At 61.3% G+C, this 20,800-nt stretch carries 18 protein-coding genes; 11 read left to right on the forward strand and 7 right to left on the reverse strand.

The annotated features are described in order from the left end of the window. Together AC3WJW_RS23050 and AC3WJW_RS23055 are read right to left on the reverse strand one after the other, a co-directional pair. The coding region (locus AC3WJW_RS23050) for a VCBS domain-containing protein (protein ID WP_493727519.1) at positions 1–1,094 on the reverse strand (1,094 nt) is incomplete at its 3' end. A 339-nt stretch (positions 1,095–1,433) separates the two neighbouring features. Beyond that, positions 1,434–1,721: a PilZ domain-containing protein gene (locus tag AC3WJW_RS23055; RefSeq protein WP_493727520.1), complete on the reverse strand. Its 288-nt coding sequence runs from the start codon at positions 1,719–1,721 to the stop codon at positions 1,434–1,436. Positions 1,722–1,922: 201 nt separating this feature from the next. Here AC3WJW_RS23055 and AC3WJW_RS23060 point away from each other — a divergent pair, with 201 nt between their 5' ends. The 3 genes from AC3WJW_RS23060 (at position 1,923) to AC3WJW_RS23070 (ending at position 5,873) form a co-directional block, all read left to right on the forward strand. Further along, complete coding sequence (locus AC3WJW_RS23060; RefSeq protein ID WP_493727521.1) at positions 1,923–2,588, forward strand: LuxR C-terminal-related transcriptional regulator; 666 nt, start codon at positions 1,923–1,925, stop codon at positions 2,586–2,588. 238 nt (positions 2,589–2,826) lie between these two features. Continuing rightward, on the forward strand, positions 2,827–4,635 hold the full coding sequence (locus AC3WJW_RS23065) for a monovalent cation:proton antiporter-2 (CPA2) family protein (RefSeq protein ID WP_493727522.1): 1,809 nt from the start codon (positions 2,827–2,829) through the stop codon (positions 4,633–4,635). A 140-nt stretch (positions 4,636–4,775) separates the two neighbouring features. Then, positions 4,776–5,873, forward strand: a complete 1,098-nt coding sequence (locus AC3WJW_RS23070; RefSeq protein ID WP_493727523.1) for a DNA alkylation repair protein — start codon at positions 4,776–4,778, stop codon at positions 5,871–5,873. A gap of 130 nt (positions 5,874–6,003) precedes the next feature. Here the strand turns inward: AC3WJW_RS23070 and AC3WJW_RS23075 are convergent, their stop codons facing one another. Continuing rightward, entirely contained in the window at positions 6,004–6,891 is an 888-nt protein-coding gene (locus AC3WJW_RS23075) for a LysR family transcriptional regulator (protein WP_116582791.1), read from the reverse strand. Between the two features lie 132 nt (positions 6,892–7,023). Between AC3WJW_RS23075 and AC3WJW_RS23080 the strand changes: the two genes are divergently transcribed. Further along, positions 7,024–8,670, forward strand: coding sequence for a GMC family oxidoreductase (locus AC3WJW_RS23080; protein ID WP_493727524.1), 1,647 nt, complete (start codon positions 7,024–7,026; stop codon positions 8,668–8,670). A 208-nt stretch (positions 8,671–8,878) separates the two neighbouring features. Further along, positions 8,879–10,501: an MFS transporter gene (locus tag AC3WJW_RS23085; RefSeq protein WP_493727525.1), complete on the forward strand. Its 1,623-nt coding sequence runs from the start codon at positions 8,879–8,881 to the stop codon at positions 10,499–10,501. Positions 10,502–10,567: 66 nt separating this feature from the next. On the opposite strand, the gene AC3WJW_RS23090 is transcribed toward AC3WJW_RS23085, so the two are convergent. After that, a complete protein-coding gene (locus tag AC3WJW_RS23090; protein WP_102675744.1) occupies positions 10,568–10,936 on the reverse strand; it encodes a DUF427 domain-containing protein in 369 nt (122 codons plus the stop codon). A gap of 257 nt (positions 10,937–11,193) precedes the next feature. Between AC3WJW_RS23090 and AC3WJW_RS23095 the strand changes: the two genes are divergently transcribed. From AC3WJW_RS23095 to AC3WJW_RS23105, 3 genes are all read left to right on the forward strand, one after another. After that, positions 11,194–13,140, forward strand: coding sequence for a DNA topoisomerase III (locus AC3WJW_RS23095; RefSeq protein ID WP_493727526.1), 1,947 nt, complete (start codon positions 11,194–11,196; stop codon positions 13,138–13,140). A gap of 196 nt (positions 13,141–13,336) precedes the next feature. Next, a complete protein-coding gene (locus tag AC3WJW_RS23100; RefSeq protein ID WP_493727527.1) occupies positions 13,337–13,840 on the forward strand; it encodes a GNAT family N-acetyltransferase in 504 nt (167 codons plus the stop codon). A gap of 523 nt (positions 13,841–14,363) precedes the next feature. Beyond that, positions 14,364–14,693, forward strand: coding sequence for a hypothetical protein (locus AC3WJW_RS23105; protein ID WP_043302583.1), 330 nt, complete (start codon positions 14,364–14,366; stop codon positions 14,691–14,693). A 189-nt stretch (positions 14,694–14,882) separates the two neighbouring features. Here the strand turns inward: AC3WJW_RS23105 and cynR are convergent, their stop codons facing one another. After that, positions 14,883–15,764: a transcriptional regulator CynR gene (gene cynR / locus AC3WJW_RS23110; protein WP_493727528.1), complete on the reverse strand. Its 882-nt coding sequence runs from the start codon at positions 15,762–15,764 to the stop codon at positions 14,883–14,885. Between the two features lie 123 nt (positions 15,765–15,887). Here cynR and cynS point away from each other — a divergent pair, with 123 nt between their 5' ends. Next, on the forward strand, positions 15,888–16,355 hold the full coding sequence (cynS, locus tag AC3WJW_RS23115) for a cyanase (RefSeq protein ID WP_008021517.1): 468 nt from the start codon (positions 15,888–15,890) through the stop codon (positions 16,353–16,355). A 62-nt stretch (positions 16,356–16,417) separates the two neighbouring features. Next, positions 16,418–17,077 (forward strand): carbonic anhydrase, encoded by a 660-nt coding sequence (locus AC3WJW_RS23120; protein WP_095967594.1) that lies wholly within the window; start codon positions 16,418–16,420, stop codon positions 17,075–17,077. 61 nt (positions 17,078–17,138) lie between these two features. On the opposite strand, the gene AC3WJW_RS23125 is transcribed toward AC3WJW_RS23120, so the two are convergent. Next, the gene (locus tag AC3WJW_RS23125; RefSeq protein WP_493727529.1) at positions 17,139–18,641 is read right to left on the reverse strand and encodes an aldehyde dehydrogenase family protein; all 1,503 of its coding nucleotides are present in this window, start codon (positions 18,639–18,641) and stop codon (positions 17,139–17,141) included. Between the two features lie 363 nt (positions 18,642–19,004). On the opposite strand from AC3WJW_RS23125, the gene AC3WJW_RS23130 reads away from it, so the two are divergent. Beyond that, positions 19,005–19,511: an HvfX family Cu-binding RiPP maturation protein gene (locus AC3WJW_RS23130; protein WP_493727530.1), complete on the forward strand. Its 507-nt coding sequence runs from the start codon at positions 19,005–19,007 to the stop codon at positions 19,509–19,511. 234 nt (positions 19,512–19,745) lie between these two features. Here the strand turns inward: AC3WJW_RS23130 and AC3WJW_RS23135 are convergent, their stop codons facing one another. Further along, positions 19,746–20,720, reverse strand: coding sequence for a nitrilase-related carbon-nitrogen hydrolase (locus AC3WJW_RS23135; RefSeq protein ID WP_493727531.1), 975 nt, complete (start codon positions 20,718–20,720; stop codon positions 19,746–19,748). Between the last annotated feature and the right edge of the window lie 80 nt (positions 20,721–20,800).

Here is a 20,800-nt window from a genome sequence, read left to right on the forward strand (position 1 = left end):
AGCGCACCGGACGGCGCGCTCACGCTGGCCACATGGGCGTCATCGGCCAGGTCCACGTCGCCGAAGGCGAAGCTGCCACTGGCCACCGTGGTGCCGTCTTCGGTCACCGCAGCGCTTTCGACCTCAGATGCTGCCACCGTTGGCGCGTCATTGGTCCCGGTCAGGGTGATCGTCACGGCCTTGGTCACTGTCGCTCCGAAGTCGTCGGTCAGCGTCACCGTGAACACTTCGGTCTTGGTCTGCCCCTCGGCCAGGTACTGCGCCGCGCTGTTGTTCAGCGTATAGGTCCAGCCCACACTGCCCACCGCGTCGCCCGTGCTCTCGTCGCCCACAGTGGCCACCAGCGTACCCAGCGCACCGGACGGCGCGCTCACGCTGGCCACATGGGCGTCATCGGCCAGGTCCACGTCGCCGAAGGCGAAGCTGCCGCTGGCCACCGTGGTGCCGTCTTCGGTCACCGCAGCGCTTTCGACCTCTGCCGCCGTCACCGTCGGCCCGTCGTTGGTGCCGGTGATGGTGATAATCACATTCTGCGTTGCCGACGAACCATGACCATCGCTGATGGTGACCACGTAGGTTTCGGTAACTGTCTGTCCCTGGGCCAGGTACTGCGCAGCCACATTGCTCAGGTTGTACGTCCATTGCACCGAACCGTTGGCCGCGTTCGCGGCTTCGCTGACCGACGAGAGCACGAACGTACCAAGATGAGTAGCGTTGCCCGCCACCGGTGCGAACGTCGCCATGTGCGTGTCGCTCAGGTCGACGTCGTTGAACACAATCGTGCCGCTGGCCGTCAGCGAGTCGGTCGCGCTCGCAGTGGTGGCGGCGTCTTCGGTCACCGTGCCGGCCTGCGCGCCGAGGCTGATCGTCACACCATCATTCACGCCCGAGAACTGTACTGTCGCGGTGGCCCAACTGAGCGTTCCGTTGCCCAGACGTATCGCATAGGTAAAGCTGTCCGTCAGGACATCGCCAGCAGCAAGCGCCTGGAGTTGTGCCTTGAAAGCAGGGGTGAAAGTAGCGGCGTCGTAGCCGACCTTACCGTCCGGGGTGATCCAGATCCTGGCCCCATTCAAACTGGTGTCAGAACTCATCGCCTCAGCCCTCGCCGTATCCTGGGCCAGGAGGTCGGCCGGAGCAGAAACCTTGGTGGCAGTAGAAAGACTATCCGCGTTGTCGAGTGACCAGAGTGTCTTCGCGTTACCGCCGAGGTCATTGGACATGACGTCCCAATACACGACCCCCAGCAGATTTTCATTGGTGGTAAAGACGTCATCCTTCGCCTGTGGCGTGTTGGAAAACGAGGTAACGGTTCCGCCGCTGGTAGTGGTGGTGCTAGCCATGTCTTTCTCCCAAGAATGTCACTCAGAGCAAAAAAACCGCTGTGGGCCACCAACAGCCGCAAGCCGATTCTTCCTCAACCCACGAACACTTCACTCCACCGGTACCAGCCGGCTGGCCAGTAGCTTCACGCCCACCCCGGCCCTGCCGCCCAGCGGCTCAATGCGCACGATTTGTCCTCGCGCCCTGAACTTCATGGGGCCGCCGGGAGTGTCGAGTTCGATCTCGAAGTCAATCAAGCTACCCACCTGCTGCTCGCTATCTGTTTCGAAATACAAACCGGAGGCGCTGATGTCACGGGTGACACCGTTGCCCCCGCCGATCAGTTGCAGCGACAGGGTGACTTGTTCACGGGGCTCAATGCGGTGTGTGTCTTTCATGACTGCAGTCTAAAAACGACCGCTGTTTATTACATGAGTGCGCTATCCCTTTTTTCTGGGAGTCAATCACCCATGAAAACAGTGTTTTACGGGACAAATGTCATGGGAGGGGGGGCCTGAAGCGTTATGAAAAAGCTACGGACTGCAACGATTGCTATCATGATCAGCTAACACAACCCGCCAAAAGAGGCAGCGACACGCATGCCAATTCAAGTTCTGTTGGTAGCTCTACCGCTCGTGGCCTGGGGCCTTGAGCGTCTGGTGGAAAGCGCTCAGCCAAGGTTGGCGCTGGCGGGTTCGGTGTCGTCGCTGGCGCAATACCTGCTTTCGCTGCACCAATACGCGCCGGATGTGGTGGTGCTGGACCTGGACAGCGAGGACTGTATCGAGTCGCTGGCCGACTTGCACAGCCAGACCAAAGCCAGGATTCTGGTCGTGACAGGGTCGAGCGACGTGGCGCTGCATGACAGTGCGGTGCTGGCGGGCGCACGTGGCGTGGTGGATAAACGGGAGCCGGCATCCGCATCAACATTGCTCAAAGCCATAGAAAAAGTGCATGACGGCGAACTCTGGATTGACCGCAATGCGACCAGCCGTATCTTTCTTGAACTGGCGCGCAAGAAAACCGAGCGCAATATAGACCCGGAGCAACAAAAAATCGCCAAGCTGACGCGCCGCGAGCAGCAAACCATTGCATCGCTGGCCCGCGACCCCTCAGTGTCTGGCAAGTTGGTGGCCGAGAAGCTGCACATCAGCGAGCACACGCTGCGCAACCATTTAACATCGATCTACAGCAAGCTGGGCCTGACGAACCGCGTAGATCTGTACGCCTACGCACACAAGCATGGGCTTTCCACAGGCGACTGAGGGCTGCGGCAAATCGCCGGGCGTGTTGCCGCAGCCTGACCTTGCCCGGAAACTCCAACACAGGTCATTCGCCGATACTATCCAGATTTATCGAGAACCCGAATTACCCCCCATCTCCTGCGAGGCCGGCAAGATTCGCCATCAATCCATATGACAGACCACTCTCGCAGTGGATCTTCACAGAACCCAACCTTTATCCTTGACGCCCCCCGCTGCCCCGAGTCCTGGAGTTTCGCCCATGCCCCATGAAGGCAACCTGCTACAAGCCGCTGTCGTGTTCCTGATGGCGGCCGTTCTCATCGTTCCATTGGCCAAGCGCCTGCAACTGGGGGCGGTCCTGGGCTATCTGTTTGCCGGGGTGATCATCGGCCCGTCGGTACTGGGGTTGATCGACAATCCGCAAAGCGTCGCGAACATTTCCGAACTCGGCGTGGTGTTGCTGCTGTTCATCATCGGCCTGGAGCTGTCGCCGCGACGCTTGTGGGTGATGCGCAAATCCGTGTTCGGCGTGGGTCTGGCGCAAGTGCTGCTGACCGGCACGGTGATTGGCGTGGTGGCTTTGTGGTTGTTTGCCCAGCCGCTGAACACCGCGATCGTCCTGGGTCTGGGCCTGGCGCTGTCGTCCACGGCGTTCGGCCTGCAAAGCCTGGCTGAACGCAAGGAGCTGACCAGCCCCCACGGGCGATTGGCGTTCGCAATCCTGTTGTTCCAGGACATCGCCGCAATCCCCTTGATCGCCATGGTGCCGCTGCTGGCCGGTGGCGATCACAGCACCAGCGTCAGCGAAAACCTCAACCACGGCCTGCAAGTGCTGGCCAGCATCGCAATGGTGGTGATCGGCGGGCGTTACCTGCTGCGGCCGGTATTCCGCGTGGTGACCAAGACCGCATTGCCGGAGGTTTCCACCGCCACCGCGTTGCTGGTGGTGATCGGCACGGCCTGGTTGATGGAACTGGTCGGTATTTCCATGGCCCTTGGCGCCTTCCTCGCCGGCCTGCTGCTGGCGGACTCCGAGTATCGCCATGAACTGGAAGCCCAGATCGAACCCTTCAAGGGCCTGCTGCTCGGCCTGTTTTTCATCAGCGTTGGCATGGGCGCGAACCTGAGCCTGTTGCTGAGCATGCCGGTCGCGGTGTTGGGCCTGACCCTGCTGCTGATCGCGATCAAACTGCCGCTGCTGTTTATCGTCGGTCGCCTGGCCGGAGGCTTGAAGAACGTCAGTGCGATCCGCCTGGGTATCGTGTTGGCGGCCGGTGGCGAATTTGCCTTTGTGGTGTTCAAGATCGGTCGCGATCATGGGCTGTTCGCCGCCGGGTTGTATGACTTGCTGGTGTTGACCATCACCCTGTCCATGGCCGTGACGCCGCTGTTGCTGCTGGTTTGCGCACGCCTGGTCAGCCCGAAAGTGCAACCGGTGGAAGTACCGGAGAAGTTCCGTGAAATCGACACCGACGCACCACGGGTGGTGATCGCCGGCATGGGCCGCATGGGCCAGATCGTTGCGCGAATCCTGCGCGCACAGAACATCAAGTTCGTGGCCCTCGACACCTCGGTGGAAACCATCGAACTGTCCCGCAGCTTCGGTGGCGTGCCGGTGTTCTACGGCGACCCGATGCGCCCGGAAATCCTCAGCGCGGCCAAGGTCGGCGAAGCCGAGTTTTTTGTGATCGCCACCGACGACCCGGACACCAACATCAAGACCGCCGAGCTGGTGCGCAAGCTCTATCCGCATATGAAAATCATCGCCCGCGCCCGTAACCGTCAGCATGTGCACCGGCTGATGGACGTTGGTGCCCACGCCGTGCGCGAGACCTTTTTCTCGAGCCTGGAAATGAGCCGGCAAACCCTGATCGGCTTGGGATTGACCCAGGCCCAGGCCGATGCGCGGATCAGGCGTTTCAAGCAGCACGACGAAGAAGTGCTGGAAGCCCAGCACGCGGTGTATGACGACGCGGTGAAAGTGATGCAGACGGCGCAGGAAGCGCGGGTGGAACTGGCCAGGTTGTTCGAGTCGGATCAATTGCAGGAGCAGGCGGGCAAGAAATGAGGTGACTATTCGGGCCTCATCGCGACGAGGCTCGCTCCCACATTGGATCTATGTCGCTCATACGCTCTTCTGTGGGAGCGAGCCTGCTCGCGAAGAACGATAACGCGGTGTGACGGATCAACAACTACCAAGGAACCACCATGGCTGACCAACCTGCCCCCGCCCTCAAGGAAATCTTCAACGCCGAGCGCCTCAAGCACATCGCCACAGAGATGACGGCGGTGTACCCCGATTTTGACGGCAGGAAATTCCTGAAGCTGGCCCAATCCGGCCTGGCAGACCTCAGCGTCATGCAGCGCATGGCCCGGGTCAGCGAATGCCTGCACGCGGTACTGCCGCTGGACTATGAAGCATCGCTGCAGGTACTGCGCGCCCTCGCCCCGCGCCTGAACAGCAGCTTCGTCAGCATGTGCCTGCCGCACTACGTCGCCCGCTACGGCGCCCATGCGTTCGAGCAGTCGATGGACGCGCTGAAGTACTTCACTGCTTTCGGCTCTTCGGAATTCGCGATCCGCCACTTTCTGCGCAGCGACCTCGAGGGTTCGCTCAAGCTGATGCACGACTGGTCACTGGATGACAACGAACACGTAAGACGCCTGGCCAGTGAAGGTTGCCGCCCTCGCCTGCCCTGGTCATTCCGTCTGGAACCCGTCCAGGCCGACCCGACACTCGCCGCGAAAATCCTCGACAACCTCAAGGCCGACACCAGCCTGTACGTGCGCAAATCCGTGGCCAACCACCTCAACGACATAACCAAGGACCACCCCGGCTGGGTGCTGGACCTGATCGAAGGCTGGTCGCTGGACAACCGGCACACCGCATGGATCGCCAGGCACGCCCTGCGCAGCCTGATCAAACAGGGCAACCAGCGGGCACTGGCGATCATCGGCGCGGGCGGCAAGCCTGAAGTCGAGATCGTCGATGTGAAAGTCGAACCGCCGGTGATTGGCCTGGGAGAAAAGATCACTCTGTCGTTTGCCATCAGATCCACGATAGAAAGCAGCCAGCGCCTGGTGATCGACTACGCCATCGATTACGTCAAGGCCAACGGCAGCACCTCGGCGAAGGTCTTCAAGCTCAAGGCGCTGACGCTGCCCGGCAACGCCAGCGAAGCCGTCAGCCGTGGGCAGCAGATCAAGGAACTCACCACCCGCCGGCATTATGCGGGGCGTCATGCGGTGCATGTCATGGTCAATGGCGAGCGGCTGGCCAGCACGGCGTTCGAGATTGTTGTTTAAACCCCGGGATGGATATTGAATGTGCCACCTTCGCGAGCAGGCTCGCTCCCACAGGGGGGCAGAGTTGCCACATACTTTGCGAACGACGCTGAACCAGTGTGGGAGCGAGCCTGCTCGCGAAGGCGTCAGGTCAGCCACCCAGTAGCAACCCCTGCTCCCGCTCACACAACTCCACCACATAATCCCACAACACCCGCAACCGCACCGACTTGTGCAACTCCCGGCGAGTGCTGATCCAGTAACTGCGCTGGATGCTTTCATCCGGCAACAGCGGCACCAGCCCCGGATCGGCACTGGCCATGTAGCACGGCAACACCGCAATCCCAAGACCCGAGCGCGCAGCCTGCTGCTGGGCGATCACGCTGGTGCTGTGAAACACCACCTGCGGGTTGCGGCAGAAGCTGTTGAGGAACATCAATTCCTGGCTGAACAGCAAGTCGTCGACGTAGCCGATCCACGCATGACGCCCCAGGTCCTCGCGACTGCGCAACGGCGGCGAACGATCGAGGTACTCCTGGCTGGCATACAATGCCAGGCGATAATCGGTGAGTTTGCGGGTGACCAGCATGTCGGCGGCCGGGCGCTCAAGGTGGATGCTGATCTCCGCCTCGCGGTTGAGGATGCTGACAAACCGCGGCACCGCCACCAGTTCCACTTCCAGCCCCGGATAGCGTTCGAACAAGCCGTTCATGCGACTGGCGAGGAACATGATGCCCAGGCCTTCGGTCACCCCGACGCGGATCTTGCCCAGCGGCGCAGTGGATTGGGTGATTTCTTCCTGGGCCAGCAGCGCCACGTTCTCCATCGCCTCGGCGTGTTTAAGCAACGCCTCGCCCGCCGGGGTCATCTCATAGCCCTGGGCATGCTGAACGAACAACGCCGTACCGAGGCTCTTTTCGATGGCCTCGATGTGCCGCGCCACGGTGGCATGGGTGGTGTTCAAGCGCCGGGCAGCCGTGAGCAAACGCCCGCTACGCTGCAATTCGAGAAAAAACCGCAGGTCATTCCAGTCGAACATGAAGCGTCCTTGTTTGTAGCCGTTCGGGATGCTGTTTAAAAACGCACAGCGGCTGCGCAAAAACTAACATTCTTTTGACGAAAGCTAACAACTAGGATGACAGACAACAAGAACAACAAAACGAGGTCAGGGATGCAGGCTTCCCTTGATGAATACGATTACATCGTGGTCGGAGCCGGGCCGGCCGGGTGTCTGCTGGCCAATCGACTGTCGGCCAACCCTCGACATCGCGTGTTGTTGCTCGAAGCCGGCGGCCGCGACAACTATGCGTGGATTCACATCCCCGTGGGTTACCTGTACTGCATCGGCAACCCGCGCACCGACTGGTGCTTCAAGACCGAAGCGCAATCGGGCCTGCAAGGTCGCGCCCTGAGTTATCCGCGCGGCAAGGTACTGGGCGGCTGCTCATCCATCAACGGCATGATCTACATGCGCGGCCAGGCCGGTGACTACGACCGCTGGGCCGCCGACGGCAACCCCGGCTGGAGCTGGCAAGACGTGTTGCCGCTGTTCAAGCAGAGTGAAAACCACTTCGCCGGCGCCGCCGAATTTCACGGCGACGCGGGTGAATGGCGCGTCGAACGCCAGCGCCTGTCGTGGCCGATTCTCGACGCCTTCCGCAGTGCCGCCGAACAAAGCGGCATCGCCAGCATCGATGACTTCAACCAGGGCGACAACGAAGGTTGCGGCTATTTCCAGGTCAACCAGAAGGCCGGCATCCGCTGGAACGCGGCCAAGGCCTTTCTCAAACCGATTCGCCAACGCTCCAATCTCACCGTACTGACCGGTGTCGAAGTCGACCGCGTGCTGCTGGACAATGGCCGCGCATCGGCAGTCAGCGCCCGCTGGCAAGGCGCGGTGAAGACCTTCAAGGCACGCAAGGAAATCGTCCTCTGTGCCGGCTCGGTCGGGTCGCCCGGCATCCTGCAACGCTCCGGCATCGGCCCGCGCCCACTGCTGGAACGGCTGGGCATTGGCGTCGCCCATGAGCTGCCCGGTGTCGGCGGCAATCTGCAGGATCACCTGCAACTGCGGCTGATCTACAAGCTGGAAAATGCCCGCACCCTGAACCAGATTGCCGGCAGTCTGTGGGGCAAACTGGGCATGGGCCTGCGCTACCTGTATGACCGCAGCGGTCCGCTGTCCATGGCGCCGAGCCAGTTGGGCGCCTTCGCCCGCTCGGGGCCGGAACAGCCTTCAGCCAACCTCGAATACCACGTGCAGCCGCTGTCGCTGGAGCGCTTTGGCGAACCACTGCATGCGTTCCCGGCGTTCACCGCATCGGTCTGCGATCTACGCCCGCAAAGCCGTGGCCGGGTCGATATCCGCTCGGCTGATCCGCAACAAGCACCGCTGATCCAGCCCAATTACCTGAGCCACCCGGAAGACCTGCGGGTCGCCGCCGACGCCATTCGCCTGACCCGGCGCATCGTCGCCGCGCCGGCCCTGCGCGCCTTCAATCCGGTGGAATACCTGCCCGGCGCCAGCCTGCAAAGCGAGGAACAACTGCACGAAGCCGCCGCGCGCATCGGCACCACGATTTTCCACCCCGTGGGCACCTGCCGCATGGGCAATGACGCCAACGCCGTGGTCGATGCGCAACTCAAGGTCCATGGCATCCCCGGCCTGCGCATAGCCGATGCCTCGATCATGCCGCGCATCACCTCGGGCAACACCTGCTCACCGACGCTGATGATTGCCGAGAAGGCTGCGCAGATGATCCTTAATCCCGAAACAAGGGCCTTTGCCCCGGAAAAGGAGATCCCCACCAACGCCTGAAAGCCACACACGGTCCCTGTAGGAGCTGCCGAAGGCTGCGATCTTTTGATCTTGCCCTTAAAAGATCGCAGCCTTCGGCAGCTCCTACAAAGGCCATTCAACGAACGAGTACATAAGCAAACCCGATGCATGGACAGTAGCGGCACCCGCCCACAAGGCCGGCGCCGACAGTGGAACAACAAAAACAATCACTGTGAGGGATACCGGTATGTCAGAAAATGTTCAAACCCTGGAAGCCGTGCGCAGCGCGGGCACCAGCCAGGAAACCCAGAAAGTCATCTTCGCGTCGTCCCTCGGTACCGTCTTCGAGTGGTACGACTTTTTCCTCTATGGCGCCCTCGCGGCGGTCATCAGCAAGCAGTTTTTCGCCGGGGTCAACGACACCACGGCGTTCATCTTTGCACTGATGGCCTTCGCCGCCGGCTTCATCGTCCGGCCGTTCGGCGCGCTGGTGTTCGGCCGGTTGGGGGACATGATCGGGCGCAAGTACACCTTCCTCGCCACCATCATCCTCATGGGCCTGGCGACGTTCTGTGTCGGGCTGCTGCCAACCTACGCCAGCATCGGCATCGCCGCGCCGATCATCCTGGTGGTGCTGCGCATGCTCCAGGGCCTGGCCCTGGGCGGTGAATACGGTGGCGCCGCGACCTATGTCGCCGAGCACGCGCCCATGGGCAAGCGTGGCTTCCACACCAGCTGGATTCAATCCACCGCGACCCTGGGTCTGCTGCTCTCGCTGCTGGTGGTGCTGGGCTGTCGCTACTTCACCGGCGACCAGTTCGAAGTCTGGGGCTGGCGCATTCCGTTCCTGTTTTCCATCGTGCTGCTGGGCATCTCCACCTGGATTCGCCTGAGCCTGCACGAGTCGCCGGCCTTCGTGAAAATGAAAGAGGAAGGCAAGCTGTGCAAACAGCCGATTCGCGACTCCTTCGGCAAATGGGAAAACCTCAAGGTGGTGTTGATCGCGCTGTTCAGCATCAATGCCGGGCAAGCGGTGACCTTCTACGCCGCGCAATTCTATGTGCTGTTCTTCCTCACCCAGTTCCTGAAAATGGACCCGGCCGTGGCCAACGGTCTGCTGATTGTCAGCGTGACCATTGGCGCCCCCTTCTTCATTTTCTTTGGCTGGCTGTCGGACAAGGTCGGGCGCAAACCGGTGCTGATGATCGGCCTGCTGCTGGCCACTGCGCTGTACTTCCCGATCTTCAAGACCCTCGCCCACTACGCCAACCCGGCCATTGACCAGGCCAGCCGCCAGGCACCGATCACCGTGATGGCCGACCCGGCCACCTGCACCTTCCAGTTCGACCCGGTGGGCAAGGCGAAATTCGACAGCCCCTGCGACAAGGTCAAGACCTTCCTGGTCAAGCAGGGCTTGCCCTACCAGAGCGCAGCGGCCCCGGCCGGCAGTGGCGTGCAGGTGAGCGTCGGTGACGTGAAGATCGATGGTTTCGACGAAGCCGCCTTGCGCGGTGCCGTGACCCTCGCCGGCTACCCGCAACAGGCGGACATGCAACAGATCAACAAACCGATGATCGTGGCGCTGATTGTCGCGCTGATCATCATCTCGGCAATGTGCTACGGCCCGCTGGCGGCGTTGATGGTCGAACTGTTCCCGACCCGCATCCGCTATACCTCTATGTCCCTGCCCTACCACATCGGCAACGGCTGGTTCGGCGGCTTCCTGCCGACGGTGTCGTTCGCGTTGGTGGTGTACACCGGGGACATCTTCTACGGGCTGTGGTATCCGGTGGTGATCACCGGGGTGAGCCTGGTGGTGGGGATGATATGCCTGCGTGAGACGCGTAACGTGGATCTCGACAAAAACTGATCCGCCCTGCTCGCGAGGGAGTCCACGGACTCTCTCGCCAGCACTGCGCCTGGCTGACGGCGCCCATCAAACCTCTGCGTCCAACAACTCGAACTTCACCTGATCCGGGTAGAACGCCACGTATTCGCGTATCTGCTGCACCGATATCTTGGGGTTCTCATAACTCCACACCGCATTGGCACTCTCATGCCCCGGCACCTGCAAACTGAAATAACTCGCATCGCCCTTGTACGGGCAATAGCTGGTGTGGTCGGTGCGGGCGAAATATTTCTCGTCGATATCCTCCCGCGGCACGTAGTACACCGGCGGGTAGTTGGCCTCCAGCAACACCAGGGCCCGCGCCGAGGCGGCGACCTGAATACCGTGAAACCTCACCAGCAGACAGCCAGGCTGCTCGGCGATGGTGATGACAGGACTAGGACCGGAGCTTTTCATGGAAAACGTTCCTCATGACGGTGATGGACCTGCAAATCGATGATGTGGGAGCGTGGCTTGCCCGCGATGGCTGCGCAGCAGCCCCAAAACCTGAGACCACGGTTTATCAGGTATAACCCAAGTTTTACCCTCGCGACTGCTTCGCAGCCGAACGGGAGCGACACACAAAGCTGTACATCCATACAGATAAAGATTGCTCCATCGTCCATCAAGCGCCATTCTGTGCACCCCTGACACATAGATCGACGATGGTGGTTATGCGGCTGTACCTCTGTGAAAAACCTTCCCAGGCCAAAGACATTGCGGCAGTCCTCGGCGCCCGGCGCCGGGGCGATGGCTGCTGGCTGGGAACGGACGTCACGGTGACCTGGTGCATCGGCCACCTGCTGGAAACCGCACCGCCGGATGCCTACGACGCGCGCTACAAGCGCTGGGTGCTGGCGGACCTGCCGATCATTCCAGAAAAATGGAAAATGACCGTCAAGCCGCGCACCGCCAGCCAGTACAAGGCGGTCAAGCGCCTGCTCGGTGAAGCCTCCGAACTGATCATTGCCACGGACGCAGACCGTGAGGGCGAGATGATCGCCCGGGAACTGGTGGAGCATTGCCGCTATCGCGGGCCGATCCGTCGCCTCTGGTTGTCGGCGCTGGACGATGCGTCCATCCGCAAGGCTCTCGCGGCACTGAAACCGGGCAACGAGACGTTCAGCCTCTATCACTCGGCCCTGGGCCGTTCCCGGGCCGACTGGCTGATCGGCATGAACATGAGCCGGCTGTTCACCTTGCTGGGGCGCCAGTCCGGCTATCAAGGCGTGTTGCCGGTGGGCCGGGTGCAAACACCGACCTTGCGCCTGGTGGTGGATCGCGATCGCAGCATTGCCGACTTTGTTCCCGTCCCCTATTGGGCGATCGATGTGCAACTGCTGCACAACGGCACCGCGTTCACGGCGCAATGGCGCGCGGCATCCGAGGTTTGCGACGATCAGGACCGTTGCCTGAACCAGGCGCTGGCACAACAAGCAGCAAACGCCATGAGCGGCGCGGCCAGTGCGCGGGTGATCAAACTGCGCACCGAGCGGATGCGCGAAGTGGCGCCGCTGCCGTTCGACCTGGGCACCCTGCAGGAGGTCTGCTCAAAGAAACTCGGCCTCGGCGCCCAGGAAACCCTCGACATCGCCCAGGCACTGTACGAAACCTACAAAGTCATTACCTATCCGCGCAGCGATTGCGGCTACTTGCCCCTGAGTCAACACGCCGAGGTGCCGGCCATTCTGGCAGCACTGCGCCAGGCCGACCCGGCGTTGAACGCCTTGCACGATCACCTTGATCCGCAACGGCGCTCACGGGCCTGGAACGATGCCAAGGTCAGCGCTCACCACGGCATCATCCCCACCGCGGCGGCGAAGAACCTCGACAAGCTGGCAGGCAAGCAGCGCGCGGTCTACACGCTGATCCGCGCGCGGTATCTGGCGCAGTTCCTGCCCAATCACGAATACGACCGCACCCAGGCCGACTTCGATTGCGCCAGTGAAGCCTTGCGCGCTGTCGGCAAGCAGATCATCGAGCCGGGCTGGAAACGCGCCCTGCCCGAGGCACTGGCTCCGACCAGGGGACGCGAAGCTCCAGCGCCGCAGACACTGCCCAACCTGGCCGAAGGCATCGATTGCGCCGTGGCCGGCGTGCAACTCAAGGACCTCTGGACGCAACCGCCGAAGCCGTTCACCGAAGGCGATCTGATCAAGGCCATGAAGAACGTCGCCAAACTGGTGGAAGACCCGCTGCTCAAGCAAAAGCTCAAGGACACCACCGGCATCGGCACCGAAGCGACCCGTGCATCGATCATCCAGGGCCTGCTCGACCGTGGTTATCTGGTCAAGAACGGCAAGGCCCTGGCCGCCACGCCGGCCGCGTTCAGCCTGATCGACGCCGTGCCGCGGGCCATCGCCGACCCGGGCACCACGGCGATCTGGGAACAGGCCCTGGACATGGTGCAAAGCGGGGAAATGAGCCTTGAGGAGTTCGTCACCAAACAGGCGGCGTGGATGAGCAAGCAGGTCAGCCGTTGCGCCGGACTGAGCCTGACCATCAGCGGTCCGCCGCCCAACGGATCCGCCGCAGCCCCCTGGAAGAAAAAACGCAAGAGCGCCCCGCGCAAACCAGCGAGCGGCACCAAGCGCAGGGCAAAGCCGGCAGTCAAAACGTAGACCTGACACTGAGCCCTTGTGGCGAGGGAGCTTGCTCCCGCTGGGCCGCAAAGCGGCCCCACTCCCTAACAAAAATGAATGGGCCTGCTGCGCCCGAACGCGGACCGGTCCAACGGGAGCAAGCTCCCTCGCCACGGATCGTGCGACGCCGACCATAATCAAATGTGTCCCTTGGCCGCTCAGGAGCCACCCCCGTATGTCTTCGATAGCACTGCACGCCGCCCAACGCGACGAACTGGAAACCATCGAAAACCTGATGCAGTTCTACACCTACGACTTCAGCGAATGGCTGCCGCTAAAGTTGGGTGAATCCGGATTCTTCAACATCCTGCCCATGCCGGAGTACTGGCGACACCCGGCTACCCGCCCGTTCCTGATCAAGGTCGACGGGGAACTGGCCGGGTTCGTGACCGTGGATAACCGGACTCATCTCCCCGGTGCCGACTACAACATCGGCTATCTGTTTGTCAGTCGACGCTTTCGTGGCCGGGGTGTCGCGCGATTTGTCGTTTCCACCCTCTTGAGCCAATTACCCGGTCAATGGCAGATTTTCCATCTCGAGGCGAATCAGCCGGCACGCCTGTTCTGGGCCACCGTGATGCCGGGGCTGGGCGTTGGCGCGTTCACCTTGCATCAGCAGGTGGTAGACGGCCATCCCTGCACTTTTTACCGCTTTGAGTGTCCGCCTTTGTCGTCCTGATCGACACGCCCTCGTCTCCCGCCGCTAATTCCGAACAGCTTTGTCCGACAATATGTAGTGACTGAAAATAATCACTACAAAACCGTTGACGCCTCCGTTTTGCCCTTGCATGATGCAGACGTCTCCCCGATCGGGAGTACAGGCAACACGTTTGAGCAAGCTCGTCTGACCGCCGAGCTGTTTTTCCCGGATACACGCTGCCCACAAGGCAGATTGAAGAAGCTGACCTGGCCTGAACGTCCAGTACAAGGGCGAGAAGTCTCGGCGAGCAATCCTCATGATGCTTGTGGCCGACCCTGAAAATGTCGGCAGTGGCCTTAAGGTTTTCGCCGCTTCTCTTCGTTGTGACGCTATTGCGTAGCAGTTATTCAACACGACTACATGCAACAGACGCAGGACCCCGCCCGATAAGGCGGTCGAACGCTGACGTCCTGGTTTCGGTGCCAGGGATCAACTAACCGATGGGCTACCTGTATTAGCGAATCAACTTTGAAAGATCACCAATTGGTCAAGGGGCTTTATGATGAATCTGAACAATCAACCAACTATCGATGAACTGGCTCGTATGTTCGCTGCCAAGAAAGACAGCCACGACAGCCATATTCTCTGGATCAGCAAGTGTGGCCAGGTTCATATCGACTGCCTGTCGCCGCACGCCCACGAAGCAGAGTTCGACCAGAACAACCAGAACCTGCTCGCCCGACTGAAGATGTACCGTCGCGGCCAGGGCTATGTCGGCAAGAAGGCCGCGGCCGACAAGGACTTCATCGGTAATGTTCTGCAAACCCTGAAACAGGCCTGGGCCTCGATGCAGAATCAGAACGAAGTTCGGGTGATTGACCGGTTCTACTGATTGAATGAGTCGTCACTGACATATTGAAAAACAGAGCCTGCTCCCAATAAGGAGCAGGCTTTTTTTATGCCCGAACGAAGACCAACTGTGGGAGCGAGCCTGCTCGCGAATACGGTGTATCAGTTGGCATGGTTTTATCTGACACACCGCATTCGCGAGCAGGCTCGCTCCCACAAGGGTTCGCGGTGATCAGAAAAGATCAGACCCCAACACCAGCTCCACAAACGCCACCGACGCCGCACTGTGGTAGTTGTTCTTGCGCCGCAGCAACGCGGCCCCGCGTTCAGGCGCTGCGCCCTGCATGGAAAGCTTGCGCAATGCCCGATCCTGAGTGGCGATGGGTTCCGGCAGGATGGTGGCGATGGCGGAATGCCGGATGACTTCCAGCAGCGTGTTGACCGAGTTCACTTCAATCACCACTTTGGGCGTGATCTGCGCCTTAGCGAAAAACTCATCGATGCATGTTCGGGTGATGTAATCCGGGGTCAGTAGCGCAAACTCCAGTTGAGCCACCTCTTGCGCGGGCAAGGCGTCCTGATGCTCGTAAAGCGGATGATCGCGCCCAACCATCAACCCCAGGGTCTCGGTAAACGCCGGGATCGATTCGATATCGGCGCTTCTCACCTGATCAAACGCAATCGCGATATCCAGCGAATCATCCGCCAGCCCGGCTTCGATCCCGTCCATCGACAGCTCGAAAATCTCCAGGTGGATGTTCGGGTAGCGCGCCACGTAGTCGCGCACCAACGGCCCGACCAGATAAGCCATGAAGGTTGGCGTCATGGCCAGGCGCAAGGTGCCGCGGGACAAATCCTTTACGTCATGCAACGCACGCCTGCCCGCTTCCAGCTCCACCAGTACCCGCCGCGCGCATTCAATGTAAGCCTGGCCAGCATCGGTGGGCCTGACCGTGCGCGAGGTGCGGTCGAACAGGCTCACACCCAGTGATTCCTCCAGTTGGCGGATCTGCTGCGACAAGGTCGGCTGGGACACATGCAGCACTTCGGCGGCGCGGGTGAAACCGCCCTGGTCGGCCACCGCCAGCAGGTAACGCAAATGGCGAAGCAACATCGGACTCTCCATCTATAGGCAGTGCTTATGCTTGGCATTGTATATCGGTCTTGGACGCTATGGATGGATCGGCAGAAGATGGCCCCACACCCAAGCAACGCCACTCCCGATAGGAGAATCACCATGCAACAGTCCCACGCCTACAACGACCCAAGCCTGGCCCTGACCACTTCTGTCCTTGATGCCAAGGCGCGCAAGAACCTGTCGTGGCAGGACCTCGCCGATGGCACCGGCTTGAGCCTGGCCTACGTCACAGCCGCCCTGCTCGGTCAACACCCGCTGCCGGAAAGCGCCGCCAAAGTGGTCGGCGACAAACTCGAACTGGACGCCGACGCCGTGGCCCGGTTGCAGATCATCCCGTTGCGCGGCAGCCTCTCGGGTGTGCCGACCGACCCGACCATCTACCGCTTCCACGAAATGATCCAGATCTACGGCACCACCCTCAAAGCCCTGGTCCATGAGCAGTTTGGCGACGGCATCATCAGCGCGATCAACTTCAAGCTCGACATGAAGAAAGTCGAAGATCCGGAAGGCGGCTCCCGCGCCGTCATCACCCTCGACGGCAAGTTCCTGCCGCTGCGTCCCTTCTAAGTTGATACCGGCCCGCACGCCCCGTGCGGGCCGACCCCTGCCCACCCCATGAGGACGCGATCATGAAAGCGCTCATCGACGGTTTCCTGAAGTTCCAGAAAGAAGCCTTTCCGCAACGCACCGACCTGTTCAAGCACCTGGCCACCACCCAGCATCCGGGCACGCTGTTCATCACCTGCTCCGACAGCCGTGTCGTGCCGGAACTGCTGACCCAGCAAGAGCCCGGTGAACTGTTCGTGATCCGCAACGCCGGCAACATCGTGCCGTCCTACAGCCCGCATCCGGGTGGCGTATCGGCCACGGTCGAATACGCCGTCGCGGTGCTCGGCGTGACCGACATCGTGATTTGCGGCCATTCGGACTGCGGCGCCATGACGGCGGTGGCCAAGTGCACCTGCATGGATCACCTGCCCGCCGTCAGCGGCTGGCTGCAACACGCCGAGTCGGCGAAAGTGATCAACGAAGCCCGGCCACATGCCAGTGAAGCGGCCAAGGTCAGTTCGATGGTGCGGGAGAACGTCATCGCCCAACTGGCCAACATCCAGACGCACCCGAGCGTGCGACTGGCCCAGGAAAAAGGCCTGTTGAACCTGCATGGCTGGGTGTACGACATCGAGACCGGCTCGATCGACGCGCTGGATGCCGACAGCCGCAGCTTTGTGTCGCTGGTCGAGCATCCGGGCACTTGTGCGGTATCGGCCAAGGCGATCAAAGCCGCTTGACCGGAACCACCGGTTGTTGAAAAAAGTGACCGCCCTTGCAGCGGTCACGGGTTCCGCTGTCTCAGCGTTTGACGCCCAGGTCGATCTGGGTCATGCGGCTACGGATGGTGAACACGCCATCACCCGAGAGAATCGCACTGCGCGCAAACAGGCGCCCGCTCTCCCAGTTCGAAAGGCCCAGTTCCGGCTTGTTCAACGCGTACTGACCGTCGACCCAGCGGGTGATGCCATTGCCGACAAAAGGCGCGTTGACCGCGCTGTAGAAACGCTCCTGGGCCTCGGCACTTTCACTGATCAAGGACACGGTGAACTGCGGGCTGTAGCGATTGAACAAGGCAATGGCACTGTCCAGGTCGTCGACGATTTTCAGGCTGACTTCCGGGGTTTCTTCCCACTCCCATTCACGACCCAATTGATCTTCCGGCAACGGCTCGGCCTGGGCTTCGGTCTGATAGCCTTCGGCGCGGTACACCTCGACCGTTGCAGTCAGCCAGTCTTGCGCCAGGTGCGACTCGCTGCCTTCGACGATGTGCAGCTTGCAGCCCTGCCCCCGCGCAGTACCGGCGTGCTTGAGTGCATCGAGGAACAGCGGCACCAGTTCAGCGGCGCGCTCGCGGTGGATCAGGCAGACGTTCAGGGTGTTGCAGACTTTGCGGTCCAGGGAGTTGCGTACCACAGCAGCAAAGCGCTGGGCGTCGGCATCGGCGTTGGCGATCAGCCAGGCGCCACCGGTGCCGTGCAGGCTGACCGCCGTGCCGGCCTGCTGCGCGATGCTGCCCAACTGGCTGACGGCGCGACCCGAACCACGGGCTACCGCCAGTGACAGGCGCCGGTCAGCGAACATCGCCCAACCGGCGGCGTGGTTGACGCTTTCCACCAGCGACACCGCACCGGCCGGCAGGCCAGCGTCGTTCAATGCAGGGTTCAGTGCATGGGTAACGATCGCCTGGGCGGTGCCCAACGCATCACTGCCGATGCGCAATACGGCGGTGTTGCCAGTGCGCAACACACCGGCCGCATCGGCAAACACATTCGGCCGGCCTTCGAAGACGAACGCGACAATGCCCAACGGCGAGACCACTTGCTCGACTTTCCAGCCATCGTGTTCGACGCAGCTGATCACCTTGCCCCGAGTGGCCGCGGCATCACGCCATGCGCGCAGGCCGGCGATCATGTCGCGACGCATGCGCTCATCGGCCAGCAACCGGGTGGTCGAGCGGCCGCGCGCCTTGGCCCGTTCGATATCGGCCAGGTTGGCGGCCTCGATCAAGGTCCAGCACTCCGGGTTTTCCAGGCGCTGGGCAAACAGGTCGAAGAAGGCGCTGATCGCTTGATCGGACACCGCCGACAGCGCGGTAAACGCCGCTTGGGCGCGCTCGATCGCGACGTTGGCCGCTTGCTGGTCCGCCACGGGGATCAACAACAACTCGCCGCTGACCTGCTCCACCAGCAGGTGATCACCGGGCTGGAAGCGTTGCGCCAGTTCGGGGCTGACGACAGTGACACGATTGCCGGCGAAAGGGATGGGCGTACCAGCGACTAGACGTTCGAGCGCGAGAGACATGAAGCGGTTTCACCATGCAGTGGGCGGCCGGAAAATGTATAGCAATTTCCCTGTGGGAGCGAGCCTGCTCGCGAATAGCGTCAGACCAGTCACATGGATGCTGCCTGAACCTCCGCTATTCGCGAGCAGGCTCGCTCCCACAAGGGTTCAGTGGTGTTTTTTGATTTGATCGCGCGCTTACGTATCTCAATGTATACAGCCCCGCCCCAGACACACCCCGCACGCAAAACCCCACCCCAACGACACACCGCAGATACACCCCGTTGATGAAATACGCCGGTCGATTGGCCACGCCGATCAAAGCGCTCAACTCACGGGGCATGCCCTTGCCGCGACTCCCCGACCTGAAGGAGATCATCGTCCATGAACACCACCCTTTCCTCGGCCGTCAAAGGCCTGAACCTGAACCTCGACCGCGCCGGCAACTGGGTTGCGCCCCTGGCGCTGCGAGTGTTCCTTGCCTGGGAATTCCTCGAGTCGGGCCTGGAAAAATTCAACGGCCAGAACTGGTTCGCCGATATCCAGGAGCGCTTCCCGTTTCCGTTCGACCACCTTCCGGCGACGCTGAACTGGGAACTGTCGATGTGGGCCGAACTGATCTTCGCCATGACCTTGCTGGTGGGCCTTGGCACGCGCTTCTCGGCGTTGAGCCTGATGGTGGTGACCCTGGTCGCCACCGCCGCCGTGCATTGGCCCGCCGACTGGCACACCCTGAGTGAACTTGCCCAGGGTTACGCCATCAGCAACAAGGGTTACGGCAACTTCAAGCTGCCCTTGATCTACCTGGTGGCCCTCACTCCGCTGTTGCTGTCCGGTGCCGGCAAGCTCAGCCTCGATGCACTGCTGGCGCGCTACTTCTGGCGTCGCTGACAGATCACGCAATATCTGTAGGAGCTGCCGAAGGCTCGGGCCGCGTTCGGACGATCTTTTGATATTTCTTTTGCGATCTGGAGATTGCTGAAGATCAAAAGATCGCAGCCTTCGGCAGCTCCTACAGGGGAACGCGTGCACCACCAAACAACGAGGCCCTGTAGGAGCGAGCTCGCTCGCGAAAAACCCGAGAGCACCGCGGGGTATCAGGCTCCCCGCAATTGCCTGAACAACCTATCCAATCAATTCCTCCACCCCCGTCTGTTCGGCCAGCCTCGGATACGCACTGCGTTCATGCACATGGGCGTGCGGTGTACGGTCAATCAGCAGGCTCAGTATTTCCGGACGACTGTAGTGGCCGCGGGAATCCATCATGCGTTTGCGCTTGTCGATCAGGCCCATGTCGAGGTCGGCGATCACCTCGCCTTCACCTTCCTGCAACGAACCCAGCACCGTGCCATCCGGGCTGATGATCGCCGTATAGCAGCCGCCGGAGATCGGGCCGATGGCGCAGCCGGTATCAGCCATGATCTGCGCCTGTTGCTCGGGGTACAGCCATGCCGTGGAATTGACCACAAAGCACGCGGCCTCCAGGGCATGCTGGCGAATGCTGACTTCCATTTGCGAGGCGAACAACGGACCTGCAAACGACCCCGGGTACATCGCCGCATGGATCTGTTCGCCATCGGCCATCAAGGCATAACGGGCCAGCGGGTTGAAATGCTCCCAGCAGGCCAGTTGCCCGATGCGCCCTGCCGCGCTGTCGACGGCCCGCAGGCCGGAGCCGTCGCCCATGCCCCAGATCATGCGTTCATGGTAGGTCGGGGAGATCTTGCGGCGGCGCTGGATCAGCGAGCCGTCGGCATCGAACAGCAACTGCGTGTTGTACAGCGTGCCGCCATCACGCTCGTTGACGCCGATGGACACGACCATGCCGACTTGCCTGGCCGCAGCGCCGATGGCATCGGTGGCGGGCGAAGGCACGGTGACAGCCTGGTCCAGCAGCTTGAGGTGTTCGGCGGCCATTTCGAACGGCGACTGCACGAAGGAAAAGTACGGGTAGTACGGCACGACGGTTTCCGGGAACACGGCGAATTGCACGCCCTGTTCGCCGAGTTCGAGAATCTTCTGCACCACTTTGTCGACGGTGCCTTCACGGCTGTAAAGAACGGGACTGATTTGCACGGCGGCGGCTTTGACGAAGGTCATGGCGGTGATCTCACTGAAGGAAGGGTTTCAACGAGATCGAGATTACACCCATAATATTAAGGCTTGAATGTCGTATACAC

This window comes from Pseudomonas sp. GW821-FHT07G06, from assembly GCF_058986625.1.

What these genes read in the sequence shown, in the direction of transcription:
- AC3WJW_RS23055 (WP_493727520.1), bottom strand. Translation starts at nt 1,721, where the DNA reads ATGAAAGACACACACCGCATTGAGCCCCGTGAACAAGTCACCCTGTCG.
- AC3WJW_RS23060 (WP_493727521.1), top strand. Translation starts at nt 1,923, where the DNA reads ATGCCAATTCAAGTTCTGTTGGTAGCTCTACCGCTCGTGGCCTGGGGC.
- AC3WJW_RS23065 (WP_493727522.1), top strand. Translation starts at nt 2,827, where the DNA reads ATGCCCCATGAAGGCAACCTGCTACAAGCCGCTGTCGTGTTCCTGATG.
- AC3WJW_RS23070 (WP_493727523.1), top strand. Translation starts at nt 4,776, where the DNA reads ATGGCTGACCAACCTGCCCCCGCCCTCAAGGAAATCTTCAACGCCGAG.
- AC3WJW_RS23075 (WP_116582791.1), bottom strand. Translation starts at nt 6,891, where the DNA reads ATGTTCGACTGGAATGACCTGCGGTTTTTTCTCGAATTGCAGCGTAGC.
- AC3WJW_RS23080 (WP_493727524.1), top strand. Translation starts at nt 7,024, where the DNA reads ATGCAGGCTTCCCTTGATGAATACGATTACATCGTGGTCGGAGCCGGG.
- AC3WJW_RS23085 (WP_493727525.1), top strand. Translation starts at nt 8,879, where the DNA reads ATGTCAGAAAATGTTCAAACCCTGGAAGCCGTGCGCAGCGCGGGCACC.
- AC3WJW_RS23090 (WP_102675744.1), bottom strand. Translation starts at nt 10,936, where the DNA reads ATGAAAAGCTCCGGTCCTAGTCCTGTCATCACCATCGCCGAGCAGCCT.
- AC3WJW_RS23095 (WP_493727526.1), top strand. Translation starts at nt 11,194, where the DNA reads ATGCGGCTGTACCTCTGTGAAAAACCTTCCCAGGCCAAAGACATTGCG.
- AC3WJW_RS23100 (WP_493727527.1), top strand. Translation starts at nt 13,337, where the DNA reads ATGTCTTCGATAGCACTGCACGCCGCCCAACGCGACGAACTGGAAACC.
- AC3WJW_RS23105 (WP_043302583.1), top strand. Translation starts at nt 14,364, where the DNA reads ATGAATCTGAACAATCAACCAACTATCGATGAACTGGCTCGTATGTTC.
- cynR (WP_493727528.1), bottom strand. Translation starts at nt 15,764, where the DNA reads ATGTTGCTTCGCCATTTGCGTTACCTGCTGGCGGTGGCCGACCAGGGC.
- cynS (WP_008021517.1), top strand. Translation starts at nt 15,888, where the DNA reads ATGCAACAGTCCCACGCCTACAACGACCCAAGCCTGGCCCTGACCACT.
- AC3WJW_RS23120 (WP_095967594.1), top strand. Translation starts at nt 16,418, where the DNA reads ATGAAAGCGCTCATCGACGGTTTCCTGAAGTTCCAGAAAGAAGCCTTT.
- AC3WJW_RS23125 (WP_493727529.1), bottom strand. Translation starts at nt 18,641, where the DNA reads ATGTCTCTCGCGCTCGAACGTCTAGTCGCTGGTACGCCCATCCCTTTC.
- AC3WJW_RS23130 (WP_493727530.1), top strand. Translation starts at nt 19,005, where the DNA reads ATGAACACCACCCTTTCCTCGGCCGTCAAAGGCCTGAACCTGAACCTC.
- AC3WJW_RS23135 (WP_493727531.1), bottom strand. Translation starts at nt 20,720, where the DNA reads ATGACCTTCGTCAAAGCCGCCGCCGTGCAAATCAGTCCCGTTCTTTAC.